At 56.3% G+C, this 22,468-nt stretch carries 22 protein-coding genes and 3 tRNA genes; 12 read left to right on the top strand and 13 right to left on the bottom strand.

Annotated features, from left to right (window positions below):
* Window positions 1–6: 6 nt before the first annotated feature.
* Window positions 7–609 (top strand): putative adenosine monophosphate-protein transferase Fic, encoded by a 603-nt coding sequence (locus ACMGGP_RS01625; RefSeq protein ID WP_045140795.1) that lies wholly within the window; start codon window positions 7–9, stop codon window positions 607–609.
* On the opposite strand, the gene ACMGGP_RS01620 is transcribed toward ACMGGP_RS01625, so the two are convergent.
* Entirely contained in the window at window positions 590–1,486 is an 897-nt protein-coding gene (locus ACMGGP_RS01620) for a LysR family transcriptional regulator (protein ID WP_498798079.1), read from the bottom strand. The genes ACMGGP_RS01625 and ACMGGP_RS01620 overlap by 20 nt on opposite strands.
* Before the next feature lie 205 nt (window positions 1,487–1,691).
* Between ACMGGP_RS01620 and ACMGGP_RS01615 the strand changes: the two genes are divergently transcribed.
* The gene (locus ACMGGP_RS01615; RefSeq protein WP_498798078.1) at window positions 1,692–2,693 is read left to right on the top strand and encodes a zinc-binding alcohol dehydrogenase family protein; all 1,002 of its coding nucleotides are present in this window, start codon (window positions 1,692–1,694) and stop codon (window positions 2,691–2,693) included.
* 45 nt (window positions 2,694–2,738) lie between these two features.
* Here ACMGGP_RS01615 and nadR read toward each other — a convergent pair whose 3' ends face one another.
* The 3 genes from nadR to serB all read right to left on the bottom strand — a co-directional run bounded on the left by nadR (window position 2,739) and on the right by serB (window position 6,429).
* Window positions 2,739–3,980 (bottom strand): multifunctional transcriptional regulator/nicotinamide-nucleotide adenylyltransferase/ribosylnicotinamide kinase NadR, encoded by a 1,242-nt coding sequence (nadR, locus tag ACMGGP_RS01610; RefSeq protein ID WP_010253612.1) that lies wholly within the window; start codon window positions 3,978–3,980, stop codon window positions 2,739–2,741.
* 75 nt (window positions 3,981–4,055) lie between these two features.
* Window positions 4,056–5,438, bottom strand: a complete 1,383-nt coding sequence (radA, locus tag ACMGGP_RS01605; protein ID WP_010253610.1) for a DNA repair protein RadA — start codon at window positions 5,436–5,438, stop codon at window positions 4,056–4,058.
* 13 nt (window positions 5,439–5,451) lie between these two features.
* Entirely contained in the window at window positions 5,452–6,429 is a 978-nt protein-coding gene (serB, locus tag ACMGGP_RS01600) for a phosphoserine phosphatase (protein ID WP_022625369.1), read from the bottom strand.
* A gap of 107 nt (window positions 6,430–6,536) precedes the next feature.
* On the opposite strand from serB, the gene ACMGGP_RS01595 reads away from it, so the two are divergent.
* A complete protein-coding gene (locus tag ACMGGP_RS01595; RefSeq protein ID WP_498798077.1) occupies window positions 6,537–7,187 on the top strand; it encodes a YtjB family periplasmic protein in 651 nt (216 codons plus the stop codon).
* 663 nt (window positions 7,188–7,850) lie between these two features.
* Here the strand turns inward: ACMGGP_RS01595 and yjjG are convergent.
* The 3 genes from yjjG to ACMGGP_RS01580 are packed head-to-tail and all read right to left on the bottom strand — an operon-like array spanning window position 7,851 to window position 9,372.
* Window positions 7,851–8,531 carry a pyrimidine 5'-nucleotidase gene (gene yjjG, locus ACMGGP_RS01590; RefSeq protein ID WP_010253605.1) on the bottom strand — a complete coding sequence of 227 codons (681 nt, stop codon included), beginning with the start codon at window positions 8,529–8,531 and terminating at the stop codon, window positions 7,851–7,853.
* 18 nt (window positions 8,532–8,549) lie between these two features.
* The gene (rimI, locus tag ACMGGP_RS01585; protein ID WP_010671713.1) at window positions 8,550–8,990 is read right to left on the bottom strand and encodes a ribosomal protein S18-alanine N-acetyltransferase; all 441 of its coding nucleotides are present in this window, start codon (window positions 8,988–8,990) and stop codon (window positions 8,550–8,552) included.
* The gene (locus tag ACMGGP_RS01580; RefSeq protein WP_022625367.1) at window positions 8,962–9,372 is read right to left on the bottom strand and encodes a DNA polymerase III subunit psi; all 411 of its coding nucleotides are present in this window, start codon (window positions 9,370–9,372) and stop codon (window positions 8,962–8,964) included. Before ACMGGP_RS01580 ends, rimI begins: the two co-directional genes overlap by 29 nt.
* A 106-nt stretch (window positions 9,373–9,478) precedes the next feature.
* On the opposite strand from ACMGGP_RS01580, the gene rsmC reads away from it, so the two are divergent.
* The 4 genes from rsmC to ACMGGP_RS01560 all read left to right on the top strand — a co-directional run bounded on the left by rsmC (window position 9,479) and on the right by ACMGGP_RS01560 (window position 10,980).
* Window positions 9,479–10,510: a 16S rRNA (guanine(1207)-N(2))-methyltransferase RsmC gene (gene rsmC, locus ACMGGP_RS01575; protein WP_010253598.1), complete on the top strand. Its 1,032-nt coding sequence runs from the start codon at window positions 9,479–9,481 to the stop codon at window positions 10,508–10,510.
* Window positions 10,511–10,661: 151 nt separating this feature from the next.
* Window positions 10,662–10,748, top strand: a tRNA-Leu gene (locus tag ACMGGP_RS01570).
* A 30-nt stretch (window positions 10,749–10,778) separates the two neighbouring features.
* Window positions 10,779–10,865: transfer RNA gene (locus ACMGGP_RS01565), tRNA-Leu, on the top strand.
* 28 nt (window positions 10,866–10,893) lie between these two features.
* Window positions 10,894–10,980: transfer RNA gene (locus ACMGGP_RS01560), tRNA-Leu, on the top strand.
* Window positions 10,981–11,141: 161 nt separating this feature from the next.
* Here ACMGGP_RS01560 and ACMGGP_RS01555 read toward each other — a convergent pair.
* Entirely contained in the window at window positions 11,142–11,426 is a 285-nt protein-coding gene (locus tag ACMGGP_RS01555; RefSeq protein WP_010251467.1) for a DUF1435 domain-containing protein, read from the bottom strand.
* Window positions 11,427–11,657: 231 nt separating this feature from the next.
* Between ACMGGP_RS01555 and ACMGGP_RS01550 the strand changes: the two genes are divergently transcribed.
* The 3 genes from ACMGGP_RS01550 (at window position 11,658) to ACMGGP_RS01540 (ending at window position 14,302) form a co-directional block, all read left to right on the top strand.
* Entirely contained in the window at window positions 11,658–12,755 is a 1,098-nt protein-coding gene (locus tag ACMGGP_RS01550) for a GGDEF domain-containing protein (RefSeq protein ID WP_498798076.1), read from the top strand.
* A 193-nt stretch (window positions 12,756–12,948) separates the two neighbouring features.
* Window positions 12,949–13,743: a siderophore-iron reductase FhuF gene (fhuF, locus tag ACMGGP_RS01545; RefSeq protein WP_010251473.1), complete on the top strand. Its 795-nt coding sequence runs from the start codon at window positions 12,949–12,951 to the stop codon at window positions 13,741–13,743.
* A gap of 94 nt (window positions 13,744–13,837) precedes the next feature.
* Window positions 13,838–14,302, top strand: a complete 465-nt coding sequence (locus ACMGGP_RS01540) for a YbaK/EbsC family protein (protein WP_010251476.1) — start codon at window positions 13,838–13,840, stop codon at window positions 14,300–14,302.
* Window positions 14,303–14,457: 155 nt separating this feature from the next.
* Here the strand turns inward: ACMGGP_RS01540 and ACMGGP_RS01535 are convergent, their stop codons facing one another.
* The 3 genes from ACMGGP_RS01535 to ACMGGP_RS01525 form a co-directional block, all read right to left on the bottom strand.
* Window positions 14,458–15,444 carry a nucleoside hydrolase gene (locus tag ACMGGP_RS01535; protein ID WP_425019696.1) on the bottom strand — a complete coding sequence of 329 codons (987 nt, stop codon included), beginning with the start codon at window positions 15,442–15,444 and terminating at the stop codon, window positions 14,458–14,460.
* Window positions 15,445–15,455: 11 nt separating this feature from the next.
* Complete coding sequence (locus tag ACMGGP_RS01530; protein ID WP_346463072.1) at window positions 15,456–16,478, bottom strand: LacI family DNA-binding transcriptional regulator; 1,023 nt, start codon at window positions 16,476–16,478, stop codon at window positions 15,456–15,458.
* Between the two features lie 86 nt (window positions 16,479–16,564).
* Window positions 16,565–17,953: an MFS transporter gene (locus tag ACMGGP_RS01525; protein WP_010251485.1), complete on the bottom strand. Its 1,389-nt coding sequence runs from the start codon at window positions 17,951–17,953 to the stop codon at window positions 16,565–16,567.
* 580 nt (window positions 17,954–18,533) lie between these two features.
* Between ACMGGP_RS01525 and ACMGGP_RS01520 the strand changes: the two genes are divergently transcribed.
* Window positions 18,534–19,088 (top strand): histidine phosphatase family protein, encoded by a 555-nt coding sequence (locus tag ACMGGP_RS01520; RefSeq protein ID WP_250327732.1) that lies wholly within the window; start codon window positions 18,534–18,536, stop codon window positions 19,086–19,088.
* Here ACMGGP_RS01520 and ACMGGP_RS01515 read toward each other — a convergent pair.
* A complete protein-coding gene (locus ACMGGP_RS01515; RefSeq protein ID WP_033759801.1) occupies window positions 19,070–20,035 on the bottom strand; it encodes a beta-propeller fold lactonase family protein in 966 nt (321 codons plus the stop codon). The two genes, ACMGGP_RS01520 and ACMGGP_RS01515, sit on opposite strands and share 19 nt — an antisense overlap.
* Window positions 20,036–20,611: 576 nt before the next feature.
* On the opposite strand from ACMGGP_RS01515, the gene ACMGGP_RS01510 reads away from it, so the two are divergent.
* On the top strand, window positions 20,612–21,553 hold the full coding sequence (locus ACMGGP_RS01510) for a glycosyltransferase family 32 protein (RefSeq protein WP_498798075.1): 942 nt from the start codon (window positions 20,612–20,614) through the stop codon (window positions 21,551–21,553).
* Here the strand turns inward: ACMGGP_RS01510 and ACMGGP_RS01505 are convergent.
* Window positions 21,530–22,447, bottom strand: a complete 918-nt coding sequence (locus ACMGGP_RS01505) for a LysR family transcriptional regulator (protein ID WP_033787426.1) — start codon at window positions 22,445–22,447, stop codon at window positions 21,530–21,532. The two genes, ACMGGP_RS01510 and ACMGGP_RS01505, sit on opposite strands and share 24 nt — an antisense overlap.
* Window positions 22,448–22,468 lie beyond the last annotated feature (21 nt).

Here is a 22,468-nt window from a genome sequence, read left to right as displayed (position 1 = left end):
GCCAACGTGAATCGTTATCTTGTCTGGCGAGATCACTACTGTTATCCCGATTCCGATGTGCTGATCAATCGCTATGATATCCGCGAACAAACCCTGCTGGATCAGGCTGAGCGTGATGTTACCGCGCTGACCATTCACACCATTAAGCTCTCTCATCCTCCTTTTACCCTTCAGTCACTGTGTCACATTCATTACTGCCTGTTTAACGAGCTTTATAGCTGGGCGGGGCAGATACGTGATATCTCTATCAGCAAAGGAGAGACCCGCTTTTGCCAGCCCGCTTTTATTCTGCGTGAAGCGGAGAAATTATTTGCAAAACTGGCGTGTGAAAGATGGCTTGAGCAGGCTGACCATGAAGCTTTTTGTCATCAGGTTGCCTGGTATTACTGCGAGTTCAATATCCTGCATCCCTTTCGGGAAGGAAACGGTCGGGCATTACGCATTCTGTTCGAACATATCATTCTTCACGCAGGCTATCAGGTGAACTGGGAAGGCGTGAGCCCCAGCGACTGGTTAGCGGCAAATATCGCGGGTTACCAGAGTGGCCCGGAAAAAATGGCGGCACTGTTCCTGCGCCACATTGTACCGGTCAGCGATAAAACTCCCTGAACACCGGTGACTGCAGCGCGAACTCAATAAACCGCGCCAGCGCAGGTGAATTCAGTTTACGGCCCGGATAGACCAGCCAGAGCTCATTCCCCTCGATTTCCCATTCCGGCAGTACCGGCACCAGCCGGGGATCCGCCATCGCCCCGTCGGTCAGAAAGTGCGGCAGCAGCGTAATGCCCGCATCGCCCAGCGCAGATTCGCGCGCATAGAGTAAATTATCCGTGAGATGGCCTGGCGGCAGCAGCCAGCGGTAGAACTCGTCATCGCGCTGCAACACCCATTCATTCCAGGCGCGATGCGCAATACAGCGGTGGGCCGACAACTGCTGTGGATGAACCAGCGGCGGATGCTGATCAAGATAGCGCTGTGAAGCGACCAACAGTCGCGGGCAGTTGCCTATCCGGCGGCCAATCAGCGAGGACTCCTGCGGCTGACCGGTGCGCAGCGCCACATCAAAGCCCTCCTGCACCAGATCGCGCATCTCATCGGAGATCGAGACATCCAGCGTCACATCGGGATAGAGACGTAAAAACCCCGCGTTACAGCGCGCCAGCAGCGTGGCACCAATTCCCGCCGGGCTGGTGATGCGCAGACGCCCGCTGGGATTTTCACGCAGGCTGGCGATCGCCTGATCGGCGCGTTCACTGGCCTGCATCATCTCCTGGCAATGCAGCAGATAGCGCTCACCGGCAAAGGTCAGATTGAGCTGGCGAGTGGTGCGGTTCAGCAGACGAATCCCCAGCCGCTGCTCCAGCTGGCTGATGCGCTGACTGACGCTCGATTTTGGCAGCCCTGCGCGTTTTGCCGCGCCGGTAAAGCTGCCGCACTCCGCCACCAGCGCAAACAGTGCCATATCCTGCCACTGACGAAATGCCATTGTTCACCTCAGACGAACACTCTATGAAAGATTGTCCATCTTATCACTGCTAAAATCAGGTTCTACACTTAAAGCCTGTTCCGAATCATCAGCCAGTCTGCCACGGACAGCGTGGCACAGACTCCTGCGGAGTGTGAGCACTCTTCAGGGCCAGAATGGCAACCACCAGATCCAGGCTTCCAGCCTGACTAAACAGGAAAAATTTATGTCTATTCGCGCTATCGCAATTAATCCGGAAAGTCCTGAAAACTTCACTGAAATTTTCCCTGAAACCCCAGCGCCAGGGGAGTATGACCTGCGGGTCGAAGTCAAAGCCGCGTCGGTCAACCCGGTCGATACCAAGGTTCACAAAGGGGCGAAGAAGAACGGATTAGAGCAGCCACGCATCCTCGGCTGGGATGCCAGCGGTGTGGTGCTGGAAGTGGGCAGCAAAGTCAGCAACTTTAAGCCAGGCGATAAAGTTTTTTATGCGGGTGACCTGACCCGTCCTGGCAGTAACAGCACCGAGCAGCTGGTTGACTCACGCATCACCGGTCACAAGCCAGAGAGCCTGGACTGGGCGCAGTCCGCCGCGATCCCGCTGACGGCCCTGACCGCCTGGGAAGGACTGTTTGAGCGACTGAACCTGGAGTCAGCAACGGAAGATCAGACGCTGCTGATCGTGGGCGGCGCAGGCGGCGTCGGATCGCTGGCGATCCCGCTGGCGAAACTGCGCAGCAAGGTGAAGATCATTGCCACCGCTTCGCGTGAAGATTCCGCGCAGTGGTGCCGCGATCGTGGCGCCGATCGGGTGATCAACTACAAAGATATGATTGGTGAGCTGGAAAAACAGGGCATTAAGCAGGTCGATTATATCTTCTGCCTGAATGATACCGACGGTCACTGGGAAACCATGGCAAAGCTTATTGCCCCGCAGGGTCATATCTGCACCATCGTGGAAAACGAACATCCGCTGTCGATGGATCAGCTGAAGCTGAAGAGTGCTGCCCTGCATTTCGAGCTGATGTACACCCGCAGCATGTTTAACACGCCGGATATGGCGCGTCAGGGCGAGATTCTGGATGCCGTCTCGGCGTTGCTGGATGAAGGTAAGCTGCAAACCACACTGAGCGAGACGCTGCACGGCTTAAGCGTTGAGACCTTAACTGCTGCCCATCAGCGCGTGCTGGAAGGCCACATGCGCGGCAAAGTAGTGATGGTGTATTAATGCGCTGACCCGGCTGCCCTGCGGCAGACCGGGTTACAGCATGCGTTACGGCTGGGCGTTTTTCTCGCCCAGCATCGCTTTCACCAGTTCAATGCAGCGCAGGAAACGGGTGTCATAATCATCTTCCTGCACGTGCAGGAATTCGATGTTGTTTTCCCGCAGCATCGTCACCAGCATCGACTGAAACTCCCGTCGATCCACGGAACTGCCCAGGCTGCGCAAGCCATCGGCAACCCACGGCACGTTGTTCTCCAGCAGGATCACCAGATCAAAGCGATATTCATCGATCAGTGCCTGCACAAACGGATGTTCACGCCCCTCATACTTCAGACAAAACGCCTGCGTGGTCACAAAGTCGGTGTCGATAAAGGCCACTTTATTGGCATATTTAACCGCGAAATCGATGTACTGCGCCTGGCCCAGCGCGATCTTGTCGTAATCTGAATATTGCAGCGCCATTTCATCACCGCCCAGGTGGGAGAAGACATAGTCGCGGCCATATTCCCAGGCACTGGTGGTATTGAAGATGTTGGCGAGTTTATTCACCAGCGTCGATTTACCGCTCGACTCCCCGCCGAGGATCGCCACGGTGCGCACAAAGAAAGGTTTCACTTCGGTCGGGATATAATCCCAGAAGCGGAACGGATCCTGACGGATCTGCGCGCCGCTGATGCTCATAAAGGATCGGCTGGGATCGACCAGTACGGTCTGAATGCCAAGATGCTGTTGATACATCTCCGCATCGGGCGCTTCGCTGGTGTAGATGCAATCCGGCGCAATACCATGCTCGCTGAGAAACGCGCTGACGCCCTTACTCCAGACATCCCAGCCGTGCGGATAGGGCTCAATCCCCTCCTCATCAAAGGCGTGAATGCGGATATTTTTCTGATACTTAAAGGTCTGCAGCAGCCAGCGCAGGCGATCGCTGACCGTGGGCTGTTGTGACATCGCGCTGTTCTCAAACAGTTCGCGGTCACGTGGCTCGTCGTAGCCCATAATGATATGCAGCTCATCGACCTGGCTACAGGCGCGCTGAATCAGATAGATATGGCCGGTGTGCAGCGGATAGAATTTACCAAACACCACGCCGACCGTTTTATCGCGGCGCGGAAACTCCAGACCCAGAAAACGGTGCAGCGCCTCCAGCTTTTGCGCGCTGGGGCTTTTGATTTTGGCATTGAGCAACTGGCTCAGATAGCCTTTGGTCATGCCGCTGGCATCAGCGACCTGTTGCAGCGTGTGACCCTGCTGGCGAATGGCCGTTTTCAGATAATCAAACGACGACATGTCGTGCCTCCTGCATCAATGCGGTTAAGGTGGGAGCGGCCTGCCAGCGGCTTTTCGCTGGCGGCCGCAGGCGCGTTACAGATCGTCCAGAATCGCCAGCGCATCGGCCAGCTTCTTCGCACTGAAAACCTGCATCCCGGCAATCGGTTTTTTCGGTGCATTCCCTGCCGGCACAATGGCGCGTTTGAAGCCATGCTTCGCCGCTTCAGCGATGCGCTCCTGACCGCTGGGCACCGGACGGATTTCGCCCGCCAGTCCCACTTCGCCGAAGATCACCAGATCCTGCGGCAACGGACGATCGCGCAGGCTCGACACCATCGACAGCATCAGCGCCAGGTCTGCACTGGTTTCGGTGACTTTGACGCCGCCGACCACGTTAACGAACACATCCTGATCCGCCATCTGCAATCCGCCGTGCCGGTGCAGCACCGCCAGCAGAATCGCCAGACGGTTCTGCTCCAGACCCACTGCCACGCGGCGTGGATTGCCCATCATGGAGTGATCGACCAGCGCCTGAATCTCCACCAGCAGCGGTCGCGTTCCCTCCCACAGCACCATCACCGAACTGCCCGAGGTGATCTCTTCGCCGCGCGACAGGAAAATAGCTGACGGGTTGCTGACTTCACGCATGCCCTGCTCGGTCATGGCAAACACACCCAGTTCATTGACCGCGCCGAAGCGGTTTTTATGACTGCGCAGGGTGCGGAAGCGGGAATCGGCATCGCCATCCAGCAGCACTGAACAGTCGATACAGTGTTCCAGCACTTTCGGTCCGGCCAGGGAGCCATCTTTGGTAACGTGACCAACCATGATGATCGCCACGCCGCGCGTCTTGGCGAAGCGCGTCAGGTAAGCGGCGGTTTCACGCACCTGGGCGACGCTGCCCGGCGATGACTGGATCTCCGCCATGTGCATCACCTGGATCGAGTCGATCACCATCAGTTGCGGCTGCTCCTGTTCGGCGATCAGGCAGATCTGCTCAATGCTGGTTTCCGACAGCATATTCACATTTTCGGTAGGTAATCCCAGACGATGGGCGCGCATCGCCACCTGCTGCAGTGACTCTTCACCGGTGACATACAGGGTTTTCATCCCCTCTGACAACCGGCACATCACCTGCAGCAGCAGCGTGGATTTGCCTGCGCCGGGGCTGCCGCCAATCAGAATGGCGCTGCCCGGCACCACCCCGCCGCCCAGCACCCGGTCAAACTCTTTGAAGCTGGTTGAGAAGCGCGGTAACGCCTCCAGGCTGATTTCAGAGAGCTTCTGCACCCGGCTGGTGCCGGCGCTGCCGGCATAGCCACTCAGGCGCTCGTTACGCGCAGCCGCGGGCGAGGCGGCAATGCGCACCTCGGTGATGGTGTTCCAGGCGTGACAGGCGCTGCACTGCCCCTGCCAGCGTGGGTAATCTGCGCCACATTCGTTACATACAAATGCGCGTTTTGCCGCTTTGGCCAAATCAATACCTCAGTTAACGCTCTTCGTGGATCAGGCTGCCGGTGAGGATGCAGAACACCCCCATTAAATCGGCATGGCGAATGGTGACCGCAGTCTGCTCATTCACCTTAGGTTTAGCATGGAACGCAATGCCCAGTGCTGAGGCTTTGATCATCAGCAGGTCATTGGCACCATCGCCGATCGCCACCGTCTGTTCCGGCGCGATGTCAAAACGCTGCGCCAGCTTCTTCAGGGTATCGGCTTTGTATTGTGCATCGACAATTGGTCCCAGCACGTTGCCGGTCAGTTTGCCGTCGCGAATTTCGAGTTCATTAGCCACCACCGCCGACAGATGCAGCTTGTCGCGCAGGTATTCGGCGTAGTAGGTAAAGCCGCCAGACGCGATGGCAACCTGCCAGCCCAGCGCCTGCAGCTTCTGCGTCAGGGTGGTTAAGCCTGGCATCAGCGGCAGGGCATCACGCACCTGTTTCAGAATATTGGCGTCCGCGCCCTGCAGCGTGGCCACGCGCTGACGCAGGCTGGCGGTGAAGTCGAGTTCGCCGCGCATCGCACGTTCCGTGACTTCCGCCACCTGCTCGCCACAGCCCGCCAGTTTTGCAATCTCATCGATGCACTCGATCTGAATCGCGGTGGAGTCCATATCCATCACCAGCAGGCCTGGCGTTTTGAGATGCGGGATTCTGCCCAGCGGCGCAACATCCAGGCCAGCGTCGTGCGCCAGCTTGCTGGCAAACGGCGTCAGCGATCCCGCCAGGCGAATCACCCGATACTCATCGACGTTCCAGGCGCTGACGATCACCATGGCGGCACCCAGCTGGTGCTGGTAATCGGTCAGCCGCTGCTTATCCAGCCCGCGACCATACAGCAGCCAGCCGGTACGGCCAGCGCGATAATCCAGCGGCATCACTTCATCACCGCTAAGAGAAAGGGGCAAACCCGGCCAGAGGGAGACATCGGCGGGAAGATCGCACCAGGTTAAACGATTTGGCATCAGAGCTCCTGTAGGGACAACAAAACCACGCAAGAGGCTACCTTGTCTGCGCCGCTTCTGGCAACATAATCTCCAGGCTTTCTGTTGTGATATGACCCGGATGATTAATGGCTAAAACCGCACTGAAATTTCGCTTACATCGTACCGTGATCGTTCTCATCTCGATGGCGCTGCTGGTCGTGCTGATGCAGGGCGCATCCTGGTTCAGCATCGGCCATCAGGCGGCGCGCTCTGAACAGGTCGAGGAGCTGGCGCATACGCTGACCAGCCAGGTGGCGTTCAGCCTTAAGCCATTGATGGACAACAGTGAAAATAACCGGACTCAGATAGAAGCCATTCTTAATCAGATGACGGCTAACAGCCGTATTCTGGATGCATCGGTCTATGACGGCGACGGCAGCCTGGTGGCGCACAGCGGTGAAAACATCAATGTCCGCGATCGGCTGGCGCTCGACGGCCAGCGCGCGGGCAGCTATTTCAACCATCAGATTGTGCAGCCGCTGGCCGGAAACGAGGGTCCGCTGGGCTTTTTGCGCGTGACGCTGGATACCCACGTGCTGGTCACCGACTCGCATCAGGTCGATAACACCACCAATATTCTGCGTCTGATGATGCTGCTGGCGCTGGCAATTGGCATTATTCTCTCACGCACCCTGCTGCGCCACCGCCGCACCCGCTGGCAGCAGTCGCCTTTCCTGCTCACCGCCAGTACACCGGTGAAAGAGGATCGGGATGAGGACGACGAGAAGAAAGAGTAACGCTCCGGCTGCGGTAAAGATAAAACAAGAAAGGCCCGCACAGCGGTAATGCTGGTCAGCTAAGATTAGATTTGTAAAGGCTGTCACGGTCAAACGTGGCAGCTTTTTTTTGGGCGAGCGAGCCGCAGTGCGGGCCAGCGCACCTCTGCTGCTGCCGGGCCGTCCTCGCGCCGCTCACGCGGTACCTTCGGCTTTGACGTCGTGCCGACGAACCGTTCGGGGATCGGCCCTCCCTGGCCGGCCCCGACCTGTCCACGCTTCCCGGCGTGGACTTCTGGCCCACCGTCACGCCTCAGCGCTGCGGATAGCCCTTTCAGCAGCAGAGGCGCTCAGGCCTCCACTCTCGTGCCCTTTTTAACAATACACACTGAAGTTTCAGAGCAGGCCGGGGCCGGGCAGGGGCAGGCAATCCGCAGCGCTGAACAGAATGAGTCTGCCAGGAGAGCCCGCAGGACGCGGGCGAAAGGCGGGGCGGCACAGGATGTGCCATCCCCGGCGGTCCGTCAGGCAGAGGAATGAAGTGAAGGAACCGCGCAGCGGCGCGAGGACCGCCAGCCCCTGCCCGGCACCAGACTGCGTTATCACCTGTCGCTTAACTGACTGACATTACCGCTGTGCGGGCCTTTTTTATGGGAAAGATGCTGATTTGCGAGGCGACTTGCGTTAGCCGATGAGCAGCGCTTCCAGCTCGCCCAGCGATTTGACCTGCCAGGTGGGCTTAATATGTTCCGGCAGCGGCCGGGTGCCATGATCGAGCCAGCAGGTTTTAATACCGGCATTCATACCGCCCAGAATGTCTGACTCTGGCGTATCACCCACCATCAGCACCCGCTCACGATCCGGGTTGCTCATCAGATTCAGTGCGTAATCAAAAATCTCTGGCGCCGGTTTTGGCTGACCGACCTGCTCGGAGATTACCAGCGCCGAGAAGTAATCACGGAAACCGGTGCGCTCCAGACGCGTCTGCTGCAGCGCAGTAAAACCGTTGGTGATGATGCCCATTTTCACCCGGCCATGCAGCTGGTTCATCAGGCTGACCGCGCCCGGCAGCGGCGTGCAGATCTCTCCCATTGCGCTGAGGAAGCCGCTGTTGAGGATCTCCGGCGCAACGCTGAGCTTTTCGCTCCAGTGATTGAAACGCTGAGTCTGCAGCTGTAACGCGGAGATAGCACCGTTCTGATAATCGACCCACAGCGGCTTGTTTATCGCCTGATAATCGCTGTAATCCTGGTCGGTGAACTGCACGTCATAACCGGCGAACAGGCGCTGCAAACCGGCATAGGCGTCGAAATGAAAAAGGGTATCGTCGGCATCAAACAGGATGCAATCCCAGTTATCAATCATTAAAGCTCCTTAACACCGCTACGGCGTCAGTGCCATGAGAATGGCATCTTCACGGCCGCTGGCGGTGGGATAATAGTTGGGGCGACGACTGACCTGATTGAATCCAAGCTGCTCATAGAGCGCGATGGCGGGCAGGTTCGAGGCCCGCACTTCCAGCCACAGCGTCAGCACGTCGCGTTTGATCAACTCATCGATCAGATGCTGCAACAGCTGGCGGCCCAATCCCCGGCGCTGAAAAGCGGGATCGACCGCGATGTTAAACAGCGAGGCTTCGTCCAGTACCACCTGCGTAATCGCAAAGGCGGCCATTTGGCCGTCAACGTCGAGACGTAAATTGATAAAGCGCTCGCCCTGATTGCTGGCAAACGTCTTTTCACTCCAGGGAAACGCGTGACTACGACACTCAATGGCGAAGGCCTGCGCCAGATCGTCAGGGGTGAGTAAAGAGATGGCTGTCATGGTTACACATCTGTTGCCAGAGCGCGCGTTTGGCGACGCCGCTGCTGATCAGTTCATTGAAAGAGGCGCTGGTTAATGCCACGCCATTGAAAGTCTGTTCGCTCTCTACGCCGAGCAGCCAGCCCGCGCAGTTCAGCGTCTCCGGCAGCATTTGCAGCTGATCCGGTGTCACGGTCATTACCTGAGCGGGTTGCAGATTGAGGGCATGCAGCACATCGCGCATCAGCGGTTCATGTAAACCGGGGGGCGCGTCAGCGACAATAATTAACTGCGTGTCCGGTGCCAGCGTGACGGCAATTTCGCCCTGAAGCACGCGCGGGCGGCGCAGTTGGTACTGCGTAATTCCCATTTGCTGTAAAAGCCAGTCGCGCCTGGACGTCATGGTGTTACCTGTTCTGCTGCCTGAATGCGACGCTATGCTAGCAAACCCATCGAACATGCGCCAACAAACCACTATAATCCCCGCTCAGATCTTACAGGAGCCCTACATGTCTGCTTTTACCCCGGCCAGCGAAGTCATTCTGCGCCACAGTGATGAATTTACCGCCCGCCATGTTTTATTTGCTGGCGATCTGCAGGATGACCTGCCCGCTCAGCTGGAAACCGCCTCATCGCGCGTTCACACCCAGCAATATCATCACTGGCAAAACCTGAGCCGCCGTATGGGCGAGCAGGCGCGTTACGGAATGGTTGCTCAGGCCGAAGATGTGCAGGGCTGCGATACCCTGGTCTACTTCTGGACCAAGAATAAGCCGGAAGTGCAGTTCCAGCTGCAGAACCTGCTGTCGCTGCTGCCGGTGGGCTGCGACGTGTTCGTGGTCGGTGAAAACCGCAGCGGCGTGCGAAGCGCCGAAGGCATGATGGAGTCATGGGTGAAGCTGGAGAAGATCGACAGCGCGCGTCGCTGTGGTCTCTACCACGGTCGCCTCGACAAACAGCCTGAATTCGATGCCAGCACCTTTGGTCACCAGTATCAGCTTGATGGTCTGACGATTCATACCCTGCCTGGCGTCTTCAGCCGTGACGGTCTGGATAGTGGCAGTGCCCTGCTGCTGTCGACCTTTACCCCACACACCAAAGGTAAAGTGCTGGATATGGGCTGTGGCGCGGGCGTGATTGCCGCCTCGCTGCCTGCCCGTTCGCCTAAAGTGCGTCTGTGGCTGTGTGACGTGCATGCAGCGGCGATTGAAGCGAGTAAAGCGACGCTGGCCGCCAATGGCATCGAGGGCGAAGTCTTCGCCAGCAATGTCTTCTCTGACGTGACCGGTCGTTTCGACATGATTATCTCTAATCCGCCCTTCCATGAAGGCACTCAGACCAGCCTCGACGCCGCACAGGCGCTGATTCGTGGTGCGGTGAAGCACCTGAATACCGGCGGCGAGCTGCGTATCGTTGCTAACACCTTCCTGCCCTATCCGCAGGCGCTGGATGAAGCCTTCGGCAGTCACGAAGTCATCGCACAAACCGGGCGCTTTAAAGTTTACCGTGCCGTCTATGGTCGCGGTGCCAAAACGCGCTAAGGGTTTTTCCTGCCGTTAACTGCTTTGCCGGGCTGAAAACGTTGTTTTTTACAGCGATCGTTTCAGCCCGACGAAATAGTTGTTGACGCAAAGAGTAAAATCTCTAGAATGCGCCTCCGTGGTTGTAACATTCTCAAGGTGTTACGGGTATGCGAAGGTGGCGGAATTGGTAGACGCGCTAGCTTCAGGTGTTAGTGTCCTAACGGACGTGAGGGTTCAAGTCCCTCTCTTCGCACCAAAATCACAAGTTTCATATCGCGAGCACTGCGCGAAGGTGGCGGAATTGGTAGACGCGCTAGCTTCAGGTGTTAGTGTCTTAACGGACGTGAGGGTTCAAGTCCCTCTCTTCGCACCATTGCGGTGATATGAACAGACAACTCGATGCGAAGGTGGCGGAATTGGTAGACGCGCTAGCTTCAGGTGTTAGTGTCTTAACGGACGTGAGGGTTCAAGTCCCTCTCTTCGCACCAACGTTGTCATCTTCAGGCCTTTCCCGCTCATCTCTTCTGTTCCCCTGTAGTTTCGTTTTACCCCCTGCTCGTTTTACCTTTTCCAGTTGTTCTGTTTTTCGGTCGCTTTACCTTTTCCAGCCGCTTCACGCCGTTCGCCGGTTTTAACCATTCCGCTTATGTTAATTCAGATGAAAATTCACAGAGACAGCCGCCAGTCCGCCCGCTAACGCCAGACAGGATGGCAACAGCAGATAGTGACGCAGCCGCTGGTTAAACAGCATCACGACAGTCAGCAGCAGCGCAACCGTCATCACCATCCGCCACTGGCTGAAGCTCGGTTCCCATAAGGCGAACAGCGGCAGCGCAATGCACGGCAGCAACACGCCCCACGCACTATCCAGCTTTTTACCCAGTGCCCAACTGACTCCCCACAGGCCGCAGGCCGCGATAATCGCTATCCCCATGACACCAACCTCAAATGATAAGCATTCCCATTATCATATGACAGTTTTGCCTGCTCTGCAGCCTGTTTTTGTCACGCCCGGCAACGAAGATGACAGACCAGTTGGAAAATGCTAGATTGCGGCCGATAACACCTTTAATAACAGCAACAGCAATAATTTGCTCATTGTCTGGCAGAACCTGGTTTTGCCGGCGTGCGCTTTGGTATTTCAGGGTCGTCACGAGTACTTATAATGAAATTACAATCTTATGAAGAACTGAAACAGAGTAAATACCGGCTTTCAGTGATGCTTTTTTTGTTTCTGAATATCGCCGTTTCGCTATTTCATCTGCTGCCAATAATGAACAGTGAGCAAAGTGAGACGACCCTGCCGGTAATGAGTGTCGCGGCCTTTAGCGGCATCATGTTAATTTCTCTTTTAATATGGCCTAAAGTAAAACTTCCCCTGTTAAATCCTGTGGCGCTGCTGCTGGGAATGCTCTGGGCCTGGCATATTAATTATCGCTTTCATCAGGTGTTCTATTTTGATGGTGGCTTTCTTATTATCAGTTTGATTAGTGTGTTATTTATCAGTGCCATCGCCCTGAGCGACTATCTGGGGGCTTTTTGTCTGCATGTCACGCCACCGGTGCTCACCGTTTTACTGCTCGACAATGCGCAGCACCTGCCGCTGATCCTGCTGACCATTACGCTGCCGCTGATTGGTTTTTCACTACAGCATCTGATGCGCCGCCGTGCCGACAACTTTACTCTGCGCCTGATGCATCAGCTCTACGAAGAGAAAGAGACATTCAGCGACCTCAGCATGCTCGACCCGCTGACCGGGCTTTATAACCGTCGTGGTCTTAAGAACCGGCTCGATAATATTCTTGAAAACCATGCTGGCAGCCACTATGTGCTGCTGCTGGATATCGATCACTTTAAGTCCTATAACGATAATTACGGGCATGCGATGGGCGATCTGGCGCTGGCGCGGGTCTCTGTCGCAATTCGTGATGCGGTGCGTTCACGCGATGTTGTCACCCGCTATGGCGGCGAAGAGTTTCTGGTATTGATGACCAATGTGAACAGTTCCATCGCCATGAAACTGGCAGAGCGAATCCGTCAGTACGTGCTGGATTTAGAAATTCCTCATCTTTTTAATGAAACCGTTTCAACCCACGTCACCATCAGTGCCGGCATCGCGCCTATTTACGATAATGAATTTGACCTGGCGGTCGCCAATGCTGACAGCGCATTATATGTGGCTAAAAATCAGGGCCGGAATACCATTCTCGCCTGGGAAGATTTACCCCGAAAACAGCATCAGACCGCCAGTGAACATGCATAATTAAACGTAACGCCATCGGTAATCACTGAAGCTTCGGCGCGATATGCCCGGCTCTTTGCTGCTCTGCCCGATCGGATAACTGACCTCAACCCTGCCGTTTTCCCACCCGCAACGACGATTTTTTACACGACTTGTAGAGTTAATCAATAACGATTATCATTTGCTTTCTTATCTACACTTTTCGCGAGTCGTCATGGCAACCGTTTCAGCTCAGGAACAGCGTTTTAACGCTCAGTCGATGATCTTCCGGCAGAATGACCGTCCACTGGCGGAAAGTCTGCATGAGCGGCTGCAACAACAGCGCAGCTATCTGCTTGAATCGACGAAGCTCAGCCAGCCTGCTCCGCGCGACACGCTGACCCTCGCCGCCTGGTCACAATCAGAAGCCTTTACCCCAATTATTCAGCGCTACAGCGATTATCTCTATCGCGATCATCCTGATGCGGTTCGTGAAGCGAAACCGGTGCTGTCACTCTGGGCGCAATGGTATTTTGGTCTGCTGCTGCCCACACTGATCATGGCGCTGTTGCAGGAGTCGCGTGCGCTGGACTGCTCGCCAGAGCATATCCGCGTCGGTTTTCATGAGAATGGTCATCCGGCCACTTTCTGGATCGATGTCCAGGAAGATGAAGAAGCGCGCTACCTCAACCCTCAGCAGCGTATCGATCGGCTGATTCAGCAGCATCTGATCCCGGTGGTCAATGGTATTACGCAGCATGGTGATATCAACGCCCGACTCATCTGGAACAATATGGGCTACTCATTCCAGTGGTTCCTGGGTGAACTGAAAAGCCAGATCGATGAGTCGCTGGTGCTGCAACTGGAGCAGGCGCTGTTCTTCAACCAGCGGCTGCTGGATGGCAGCGAAAACCCTCTCTACCGCACCATGATCCCACGTAATGGTGAACTGGTCCGTCGCAGCTGCTGCCAGCGTTATCGCATTCCCGATGTCGAACAATGCGGCAACTGCACCCTGAGCGGCAGCTAAACAGACTTAATTACGCTGAATTCTCCGTTTATCTCGTTTACAGGCACTGAGGCTTGTGGCAATTTTTACGCCTTCGATCAGCCTGGAGAGAAAGATGAGCCTGGAGTCCGTGCGCCAGTTCTTCGCCGAACACGCCCCTGAAATTGAAATTATTGAACTGGCCGAAAGCACTGCGACGGTCGGGATGGCTGCCCGCGCCCATGGCGTGACGCCAGGAGAGATTGCCAAAACCCTGTCACTGAAAGTGAAAAACGACGTGGTGCTGATTGTGACACGAGGCGATGCCCGGCTGGATAATCGCAAGCTGAAAGCGGCGCTGGGGGCGAAAGCGCGAATGCTGAGCGTGGACGAGGTGATTAACTGGACCGGCCATCCGGTGGGCGGCGTCTGTCCTTTCGGTCTTGAGAATCCGCTGACCGTTTACTGTGATGTTTCACTACGCAGTTTCGAGGAAGTCCTGCCCGCCGCCGGCGCTATCCACAGCGCCGTCCGCATTACCCCACAGCTGATGGCTGAACTGACTAACGCCCGCTGGATCGACGTGTGCGAAGCAATGTAATGCCGGGTATCAGCTCACACAAGCCCTGCACCTTCTGCCCGCGTCCTGATGACGCTGACAAACTGACAGATACCGTCAGCGTTTGATGGCCACAGCGCCCTTCTGGAAACCGATCCGCCGCCGCCAGCACGCGGGCGAGTTAATCGCCCACGACATCAGGATTTCAGGCGCTTAAATGCCTGTTCAATAATCGATAACAGCAGCGTGTTATCGACACGATGCAGCACATGCACCGATGCGCCGCACTGCTCAGGCACGCCGACAGTGAGCCGAAGGGGCTGACGATAACGCCAGCTTTTGCCGCGCGTCGCACCGGGACGCAGTTCAATATCCACCCGGTAATCGATGCCTGACGCAACCCGCTGATTCAGCAACCAGGCGACCACCAGCGCATCGTGGATCCAGCATCCCGCCAGCTGCCGGGTCGCCATCGAATAGTCGATCCAGGGACGCAGCGTATCGCGCACAAATTCGGTCAGCGGATGATCGACGGCGGTCAGGCGGGTCAAATCCTGCTGGGTCAGCAGCGTCTGCGTGGTGACATCCATCGGAACCAGCGTTACTGCTGCACCACTGTGCAACACCTGATGGGCCGCTTCCGGATCCAGTCCAAAATTGGTGTCTTTGATATAATCATCCAGCGTAAATACGCCGCCCATAATGACAATTTCCGCCACAGCGTCGGCCATGGCGGGATAGCGCTGCATTGCCAGCGCCACATTCGTCAGCGGGCCAATCGCCACCAGGGTAATCTCGCCCGGATTGTCGCAAATCAGTTTGCCGATAGCGTCAGCGGCATCAATCGCATCCGCCGCAACATCCGCTGGCTGGCGCACGCCCTGCCACATCTTACCCAGCGCAAGCTGATTGACCCGGTTATCCAGCGTCTCGCGCCACGGCGCAGGATCTTCCTGTAGCGCCTGCGTAGCACCCTGGATTACCGGGATAGATAATCCCAGCCGGACGATCAGATCTTTGGCGACGCGCGCGCCAACTTCACATGGCGTGTTACCGGCCACGGTGGTGATCAATTCCAGCGACAGTGCAGGTGAAGCTAAGGCCAGCGCAATCGCCAGCCCATCATCGGTGTTGGCACCCGCGATACCGTTGCCGGGATCGCAGTCAATAATAATTCTTTTCATATTTTTATAGGCTAACTCTGGCTTTGCGGCTCACAGCCGCAGGATTCACCGATTTCAAGGTAGTGTGGAAACTCCTTTAATTGCGCTTCGCTCTGTCCCTCTTTCAGCATATGAATCGCAGAGCGAGCCATCTCACGCAGTGGCTGGCGCACGGTCGTTAATGTCGGGACGTGAAACGAGGAGTGATTGGTACCGTTAAAACAGACCAGCGCCACATCCTGTGGCACACGGATCTGATGTTCGGAAAAGGCGCGAAGCGCGCCAATCGCCTGACCTTCGTTGCTGGTAAACAGTGCACGAGGCACACGACCCCGGGCGATCATGGTTTGTGCCGCAGCGTATCCGCCCTGTGGGGTGTAGCTGGCGGGAAACATCAGCGATTCATCAATCGGCAGCCCGCGATCCTGCATGGCATCACGCCAGCCCTGAATACGATCCTGCGCGTTAAGCATATCGACCGGGCCGCTGATTATGCCGACCTGCTGATAACCATGACTCAACAGATGTGCCGTCACCTGCCAGGCGGCCTGACGCTCATTGACCCGCAGCATGTTAACGCCCGGCTGAGGCTCAACCCGCTCCAGCATGACCAGTGGCGTACCGCTGACTTTAATCAGGTCAATGTAAGGATGGCGATCGACGCTGTTGTAAAAGAGTCCATCGACCTGCCGATTCAGCAGTCCCTGAATTAACTCCAGTTCGCGCTTCCGGTCATCACCTGCATCACCCAGCAGCATAACGTGGCCGTGATTCATCGACTCCTGTAACAACACGTGCGCCATTGAGGCCACAAAAGGATTGCCGATGTTGGGCACCACCAATCCGAAGGTTTTGGTGTTACCGGATGCCAGTGCGCGTGCTGCCGCATTTGGCCGGTAACCGGTGGCTTTAATCGCCTCCAGTACCCGCTGGCGGGTCGCCTCGGCAACCGGGCGAGGCCCGTTATTGATGACATAACTGACAACTGCCACTGAGGTGCCTGCCGCTTTCGCAACTTCACTTCGGGTCACTTTTCCCGTTAACGACTTAGGCACATCACGTTCCTCCATAAAAAAACAGGCCGCTTTACACGGCCTGCTGCTTTTCGCGCTATCCTGGCAGATGGCATCCTCAGGCAAAGCTAGATGGCATCTTCAGGTAGATTGAGATCCCGCCCTCGCGTTTCAGGCGCGACAAAGGTGGTAAAGAACCCAATTGCGGCCATCGCCGAGAAATAAACCGCAATGGGCCACCAGTGACCGGTATAAGAAAGCATAGCAGCGGCAATAAGTGGTGCGGTTCCGCCGGACAAAATGGAACCCAGTTCTTTAGCCACTGCCATTTTGGTGTAGCGATGATGAACGCCGAACATCTCCACGCCCCATGCCGCCTGCACACCAAAAATACCCAGCGACGCCAGCGCCATACCGACCACGATAACCGGGATCACCAGCATCGGTTCACGCGTGTCGAGCAGCGTAAAGGCGGGCCAGGCGTAGAACATCAGTAACAGACAGAACACGCGATAAACCACCCGGCGACCAAAGCGGTCAGAGAGCCAGCCCGCTAAAGGAATGATCAGGAAACCCAGCAACGACGCGAGGAACACCGCAGTGGTTGGTACGGACTTGTCGACCATCAGCACCTTCGCGACGTAACCGACGATGAAGCCCTGCGCCAGATAGGAGGGGCCATTTTCGCCGATACGCAGGCCAACCATGGTCCAGAAGGCACGGGTACGCTGGAAGAAAGGCCGCTGATCCACCACCGGAGCGGCCAGTACGCCTGCGCGTTCCGCTTCCATCTCCGCTTTTCTGCGCTCAAACACCGGCGTTTCGCGCAGATGACGTCGAATCCACAAGGCAACCAGCGCAATCAGTGCACTGCTGAGGAACGGAATACGCCAGCCCCACTCCAGCAGGCTCTGCTGATCCATTTGTACCACCAGCAACCAGACCAGCGAAGCCAGCAGTGTGCCGCTGTTAGAACCCAGCGCGATCACGGAGGAGATCAGTCCGCGACGCTCTGTGGGCGCATATTCGCCCAGCATCACCGTGCCGCCCGATAACTCCGCGCCAGCGCCGAAACCCTGCGTAAAGCGCAGCAGAACCAGACAGGCAGGCGCCCAGACGCCAATAGAGGCATAGCTCGGGATTAAGCCGATCAACGTCGTGGAAGCGCCCATCAGAATGATGGTGGAGATCATCACCACCTTTCGGCCTTTGCGGTCACCGAGCCAGCCGAAAAAGAGTGCGCCGATAGGCCGGGCAACAAAGCCGACTGACCAGGTAGCAAAGCTGGAGAGCAGTGCCATGGCAGGGGTTGATTCCGGAAAGAAGACGTCGCCGAAGATAATACCGGCCGCCAGACCATAGAGCGCAAAATCCGCGTACTCCATTGCCGTTCCGAGCCAGCATGAGAAAGTGGCGCGCCAGAAATCTTTGCGGCCTGAAGGGGTGTTAAACCGCTCATCGGCGGCTGAAGTGGATGACAGTGATGCCTGCTGATTAACGGAGTTGTGTGCCGTCATAACCCTATCCCTGAATGAGTATGCAGATCGATAAACGCCCGTCCATGGGTCGATTCCCTGATAAAAGCGGAAATTCCCCGGTGACGACGTTCAGTTGACTAACCATGATGAAAGGTTAAAGGATTCCCTGGTGTTGGAATCTTGTTCTTCGCCCCATTTCGCCGGTGTATTTTTCACCGGTCGCTTAAACTGAGCGAATATAACTTAACAATCGATGGGCCTACTGTGCATCGGGCACCGTGAGCAATCACTGGGGACCTAGTGTATCTACGCGCGTAGATAAATCAATAGATCCTGATGAAAATTATTAGTAAAACTTCACTATCACATCCCGTCATCACGCATTTTTAGCGCAAATTCAGCCAGTTACCCGCAACACATCGCCTGAAAAAAATCACCATCGACTATAAGTTACCATTTTCTCTTATGATTAAGCGTTATAAGACTGACTAAAATCCTTTCATCGGGCTCTGTTGTCGCACACGCCTGTGACCATGAGATGACACGGGTATTTATTCTGAAAAATCGCTGTAAGCGCAGACAATACGTTACCCTGACAAAAAGGGCGGACAGAGGTGTTATGACCATTATTCTGATGCGACATGGTAAACCCGATCATCAGGCGGCAGGTCGCCAGAGCGTGCAGGCGCTGGCAGACTGGTGTGAAGCCTACGATCTGTCACAGGTTAGTGACGGGCCGCCGCCGCGCAGCATCGAAATTGCCCGTCAGGCTACGTTTATTGTCTGCAGTCCCCTGCCCCGCGCGCAATCCTCCCTGAGCCAGCTCGGCCTGCAGCCCCATGAGGTTGATGCCGTATTCAGCGAAGTCGCCGTGCCACTGCTGCGAACCGGTGCGGTGCAGCTGCCTACCCTGTGCTGGCTGGCCCTGTTGCGGCTGTTGTGGTTCTGCGGGTATGCGGGTGAAGCGGAGTCGCTGCAACATGCGCGCAGCCGCGCCTCCGCGGCGGCAGAGAAGCTGATCGATCACTCACGGCATGGCACGGTGCTGCTGCTGGGTCACGGCATCATGAACAAGATGATTGCGCGCGAATTACGTAAACGCGGCTGGCAGGCGGAGAAGCACGCCAGCAGCCGCCACTGGAGTTCCGCGATCTATCATCGTCCGTTTATCTGACCGATTGGAAAATAACCCAGCACCTCACAGCCCGTTCCGACACGCGGCGTAGCAATCACTTTACGCTGCGCCAGATCGATCACGCTCAGCGTGCCATCATCCTGATTGGCAATCAGCAGCTGTTGCCTGTCTGGCGTAAAACAGCCGTCCATCGGCATGTTACCTACCCGGATGTCGCCCAGCGGATTCAGCAGATCGTCAAACAGCGTCACCAGCGGTTCCTGATCGCCTATCGCCACCAGCTGCTCGCCATCGGCGCTGAAGCGTACCACCTGACAGGGTCGTTCATGACCCGGCAGCGTCAGGCGCTGGCGAATGCGGTGGCTTTGCCGATCGATCACATAGAGCAACGGTGCATCAGCGGCGCTGGCGACCAGATAGGGGTGTTTCGGAGAGGCAGCGATGCCCGCAATCGGACCAGGCAGCAGGATGGTGTCGATAACCCGCCCCTCTGCTTCACAGAGATCCACCACGGTGATGGTCGCATCCTCTTCGTTATCGGTGAACAGCTTGCGGCCGCTGGGTGACAGCGTCAGGCGATGCGCGTTGTGAGAAGGAACTGGAATGATTTTTTCCACTTTGTCGCTCTGCGGATCGATCACCGCCACTGCGGCACTCTGCTCACAGCAGAGATAGACTTTGCCATCGCGGCCCAGCTGCCCGCTGTGGGGTGCCCGCAGCGGCGACAGATCGATAAAGCCGCTGATCTCCCGACGCTGTAAATCGATAATCGCCACTTTGTGACCCGGATGCGGGTTATTACCATGAACGCCGTCGCCAAAAATGGGTACATAGGCTTTACCCCAGGGGGCCAGCATCAGGAGTTCATGCGGCCGCGGTGGAAAAGCGTTCAGTTCCCGCTCGACCGCGAAGGTTTCCGGATTAAGAAACAGGACGCGATTGCCCTGCTTATCAACCGCCAGTAACCCGTAAGATTCACTCTGCATGCGCGCTCCTTTCTCAGTAAGTTCTTCTTAAGCGTAGACAATCCTCTTCAGGCTGTCTGATTCCGCGGATTGATGAGCCGGGCTTACACCACCAGTTAAGTACAATAGCCACTGTTCCTGTGGCCCGGGCCGCAGGATAACGCGCAGGTTAAGAATAATATTCAGATATTCCTTAACTGCGTTTATTCCCGCATTTAAATAAATGATTAACAGTGACGACATTATTATTTTCATAACGTGACCGGATTATTTCCGTATTATCCTAAAGTCAAAAAAAGACATAGCTAATGTGTAAATAATGTTTTATTAAAAAGGTGCAGTGCAATTAAACAGCCGTGAGGAAACTATCGCGCGCTCCAGCACTGCGTCGCCACCAGGGAAAACTATTCATTAATTCCCGCACTCATCGGGATTGCAGCCAGTATGCAATGTCGGCCGTTCCCGCCGCTGGCGGAACGGGCAGAGCCTGCACTATGACGGGAAAATAAAAATAACAGGTGTACCATGACTTCACATCGCCAACGTCCAGCGCATAAAATCTGGCGTAACTGGAAAAGAATATCGTTCAGTAGCCAGATGTTATGGAATATAAAACAGCAGAAACTCTGTCGGGCACCGGAATATGATCCGGGTCAGGAAGATAATGTCGTATTGATCGCGCAGCAGAAAGATCTGCCGGAGATTCCAAAAATCGTCTGGATGGTCTGGCATAACGATCACCTGCCTGCCTCAATGGCGCTGAATATCAGTAAAATCCGGCGGGACAACCCCGACCACCAGGTTTATCTGATTACGCAGCGTACCCTGTCGCAGTGGCTGCCCGATTTCAACTTTATCTCTTCCGATCTGACGCTGGCACATAAAAGTGAAATCATCCGGCTTGAGCTGATTCACCGTTATGGCGGCATCGGCATTGATTGCAGCACATTGCTGTTTGAGAATCTCGCCTGGGTGCATCGCGTTCACGAAGCGCGGTCAATGGATCTCATTGGTTACTATGGCGAGCAATCGACGCTTAACCTGCTTGCACCGGTCACCGAGAGCTGGTTTCTTGCTGCCGCCCCGCAAAATCCCTTTATCCGCGAATGGCTGAAACAGCTGGCGCCGGTTAAAAACGTCGGTATCCGCAACTATTTCCATGAGCTGAAGAAGCGTGATGATTTTCCGCTGATTGTGCAGAATATGGAGAATCCGTCTCGTCAGCTCCTGTCGCTGGCGCAGCAGGTTGCGATGCGGGAATACCGGCGGGCGAATCTCTATCTGCGTAAAAGTGAAGCCAGCGCCTGGTTCTATCAGCGCCTGCATGCCGACAGCAGCAGCGCCTTTGCGCAGTCTGTGATGTTTCAGCAGCGGCCACAAACGCCGCCACCCATTATAAAATTAACCGGCAACGAGCGGCTGCATCTCGACTTCAATCTGCGGCTTGGTTTATATAACCGCAGCAGCCTGATTGGCGAGATGATGCACACCACGCCACCTGCGCTGGCATTGCCTTCAACGGTCAAAGCGCGCGCGTAGCCAGTGCGTAAACGTGGTGACCGCGCGGGGCACCTGCGCCGCCCAGGGTCGTACGATCCACAGGCGGGCGGCAAAGGCCTCAACCGGCTGCCACGCAGGCAGCACCTGCTGCAATGACCCTGCTGCCAGCGCCTCCCGGGCGCTGAAATCGGGCAGCATAGCGATCCCTAATCCCTGCAGGGCCGCATCGCGTATCGACTCGCTGTTGTTAGTGGCAAAGCTGCCCTGGATCCGTATCTGGACCTGTTCGCTATCCGCGGAGGTGGTAAATCGCCAGCGCGGTGATTCGACGCCTCGTGGATAGTAAAGGCAGTTATGCTGCGCCAGATCCTGCGGCGACTGCGGTATCCCCTGTTCGTTGAGATAGGCGGGGGATGCCACCAGTAATGTCCGCGTGTCACACAGCGGCAGTGCCACGTGGGTTTCCGGCAGGGTGTCGCTGTGTCGAATGGCCAGATCAAATCCCTCGCTGCTCAGCGACACAATGCGGTCAGTCACATCCAGCTGCAGACGCACCTGCGGATAATCACGCAGAAATTCACCGATAATCGGCACCAGTTGCTGACGGGCAAACGCCACCGGTGCGGTAATGCGCACCAGGCCACGCACCGGCCCGGCGGTGTCCCGCACGCTGAAAAAACTCTGTTCAATGCGGGCAAAAGGCTCGCGTAGCTCCTCCACCAGCTTCTCACCGGCAGAAGTCAGCCGCACGCTGCGCGTAGTGCGTTGTACCAGCAACACACCGGCCATCTCCTCCAGCTCTTTGATTTTCTGACTCATCGCCGCCTTGCTGACGTCGAGCCGCTCTGCCGCGCGGGTAAAGCTGCCCTGCTCTGCCAGTACGGTCAGCCAGTGCAGATGATCCCACAGCGTATCCGTTTTCATCTCTTTCATCGTGATTGTTCACTATAGTGA

The sequence above is a fragment of the Curtobacterium sp. BNK-1 genome (genome assembly GCF_048685235.1).
In the GTDB taxonomy this organism is placed as follows: Bacteria; Pseudomonadota; Gammaproteobacteria; order Enterobacterales; family Enterobacteriaceae; genus Pantoea; species Pantoea agglomerans.
This window is presented reverse-complemented; position numbering and strand designations above follow the sequence as displayed.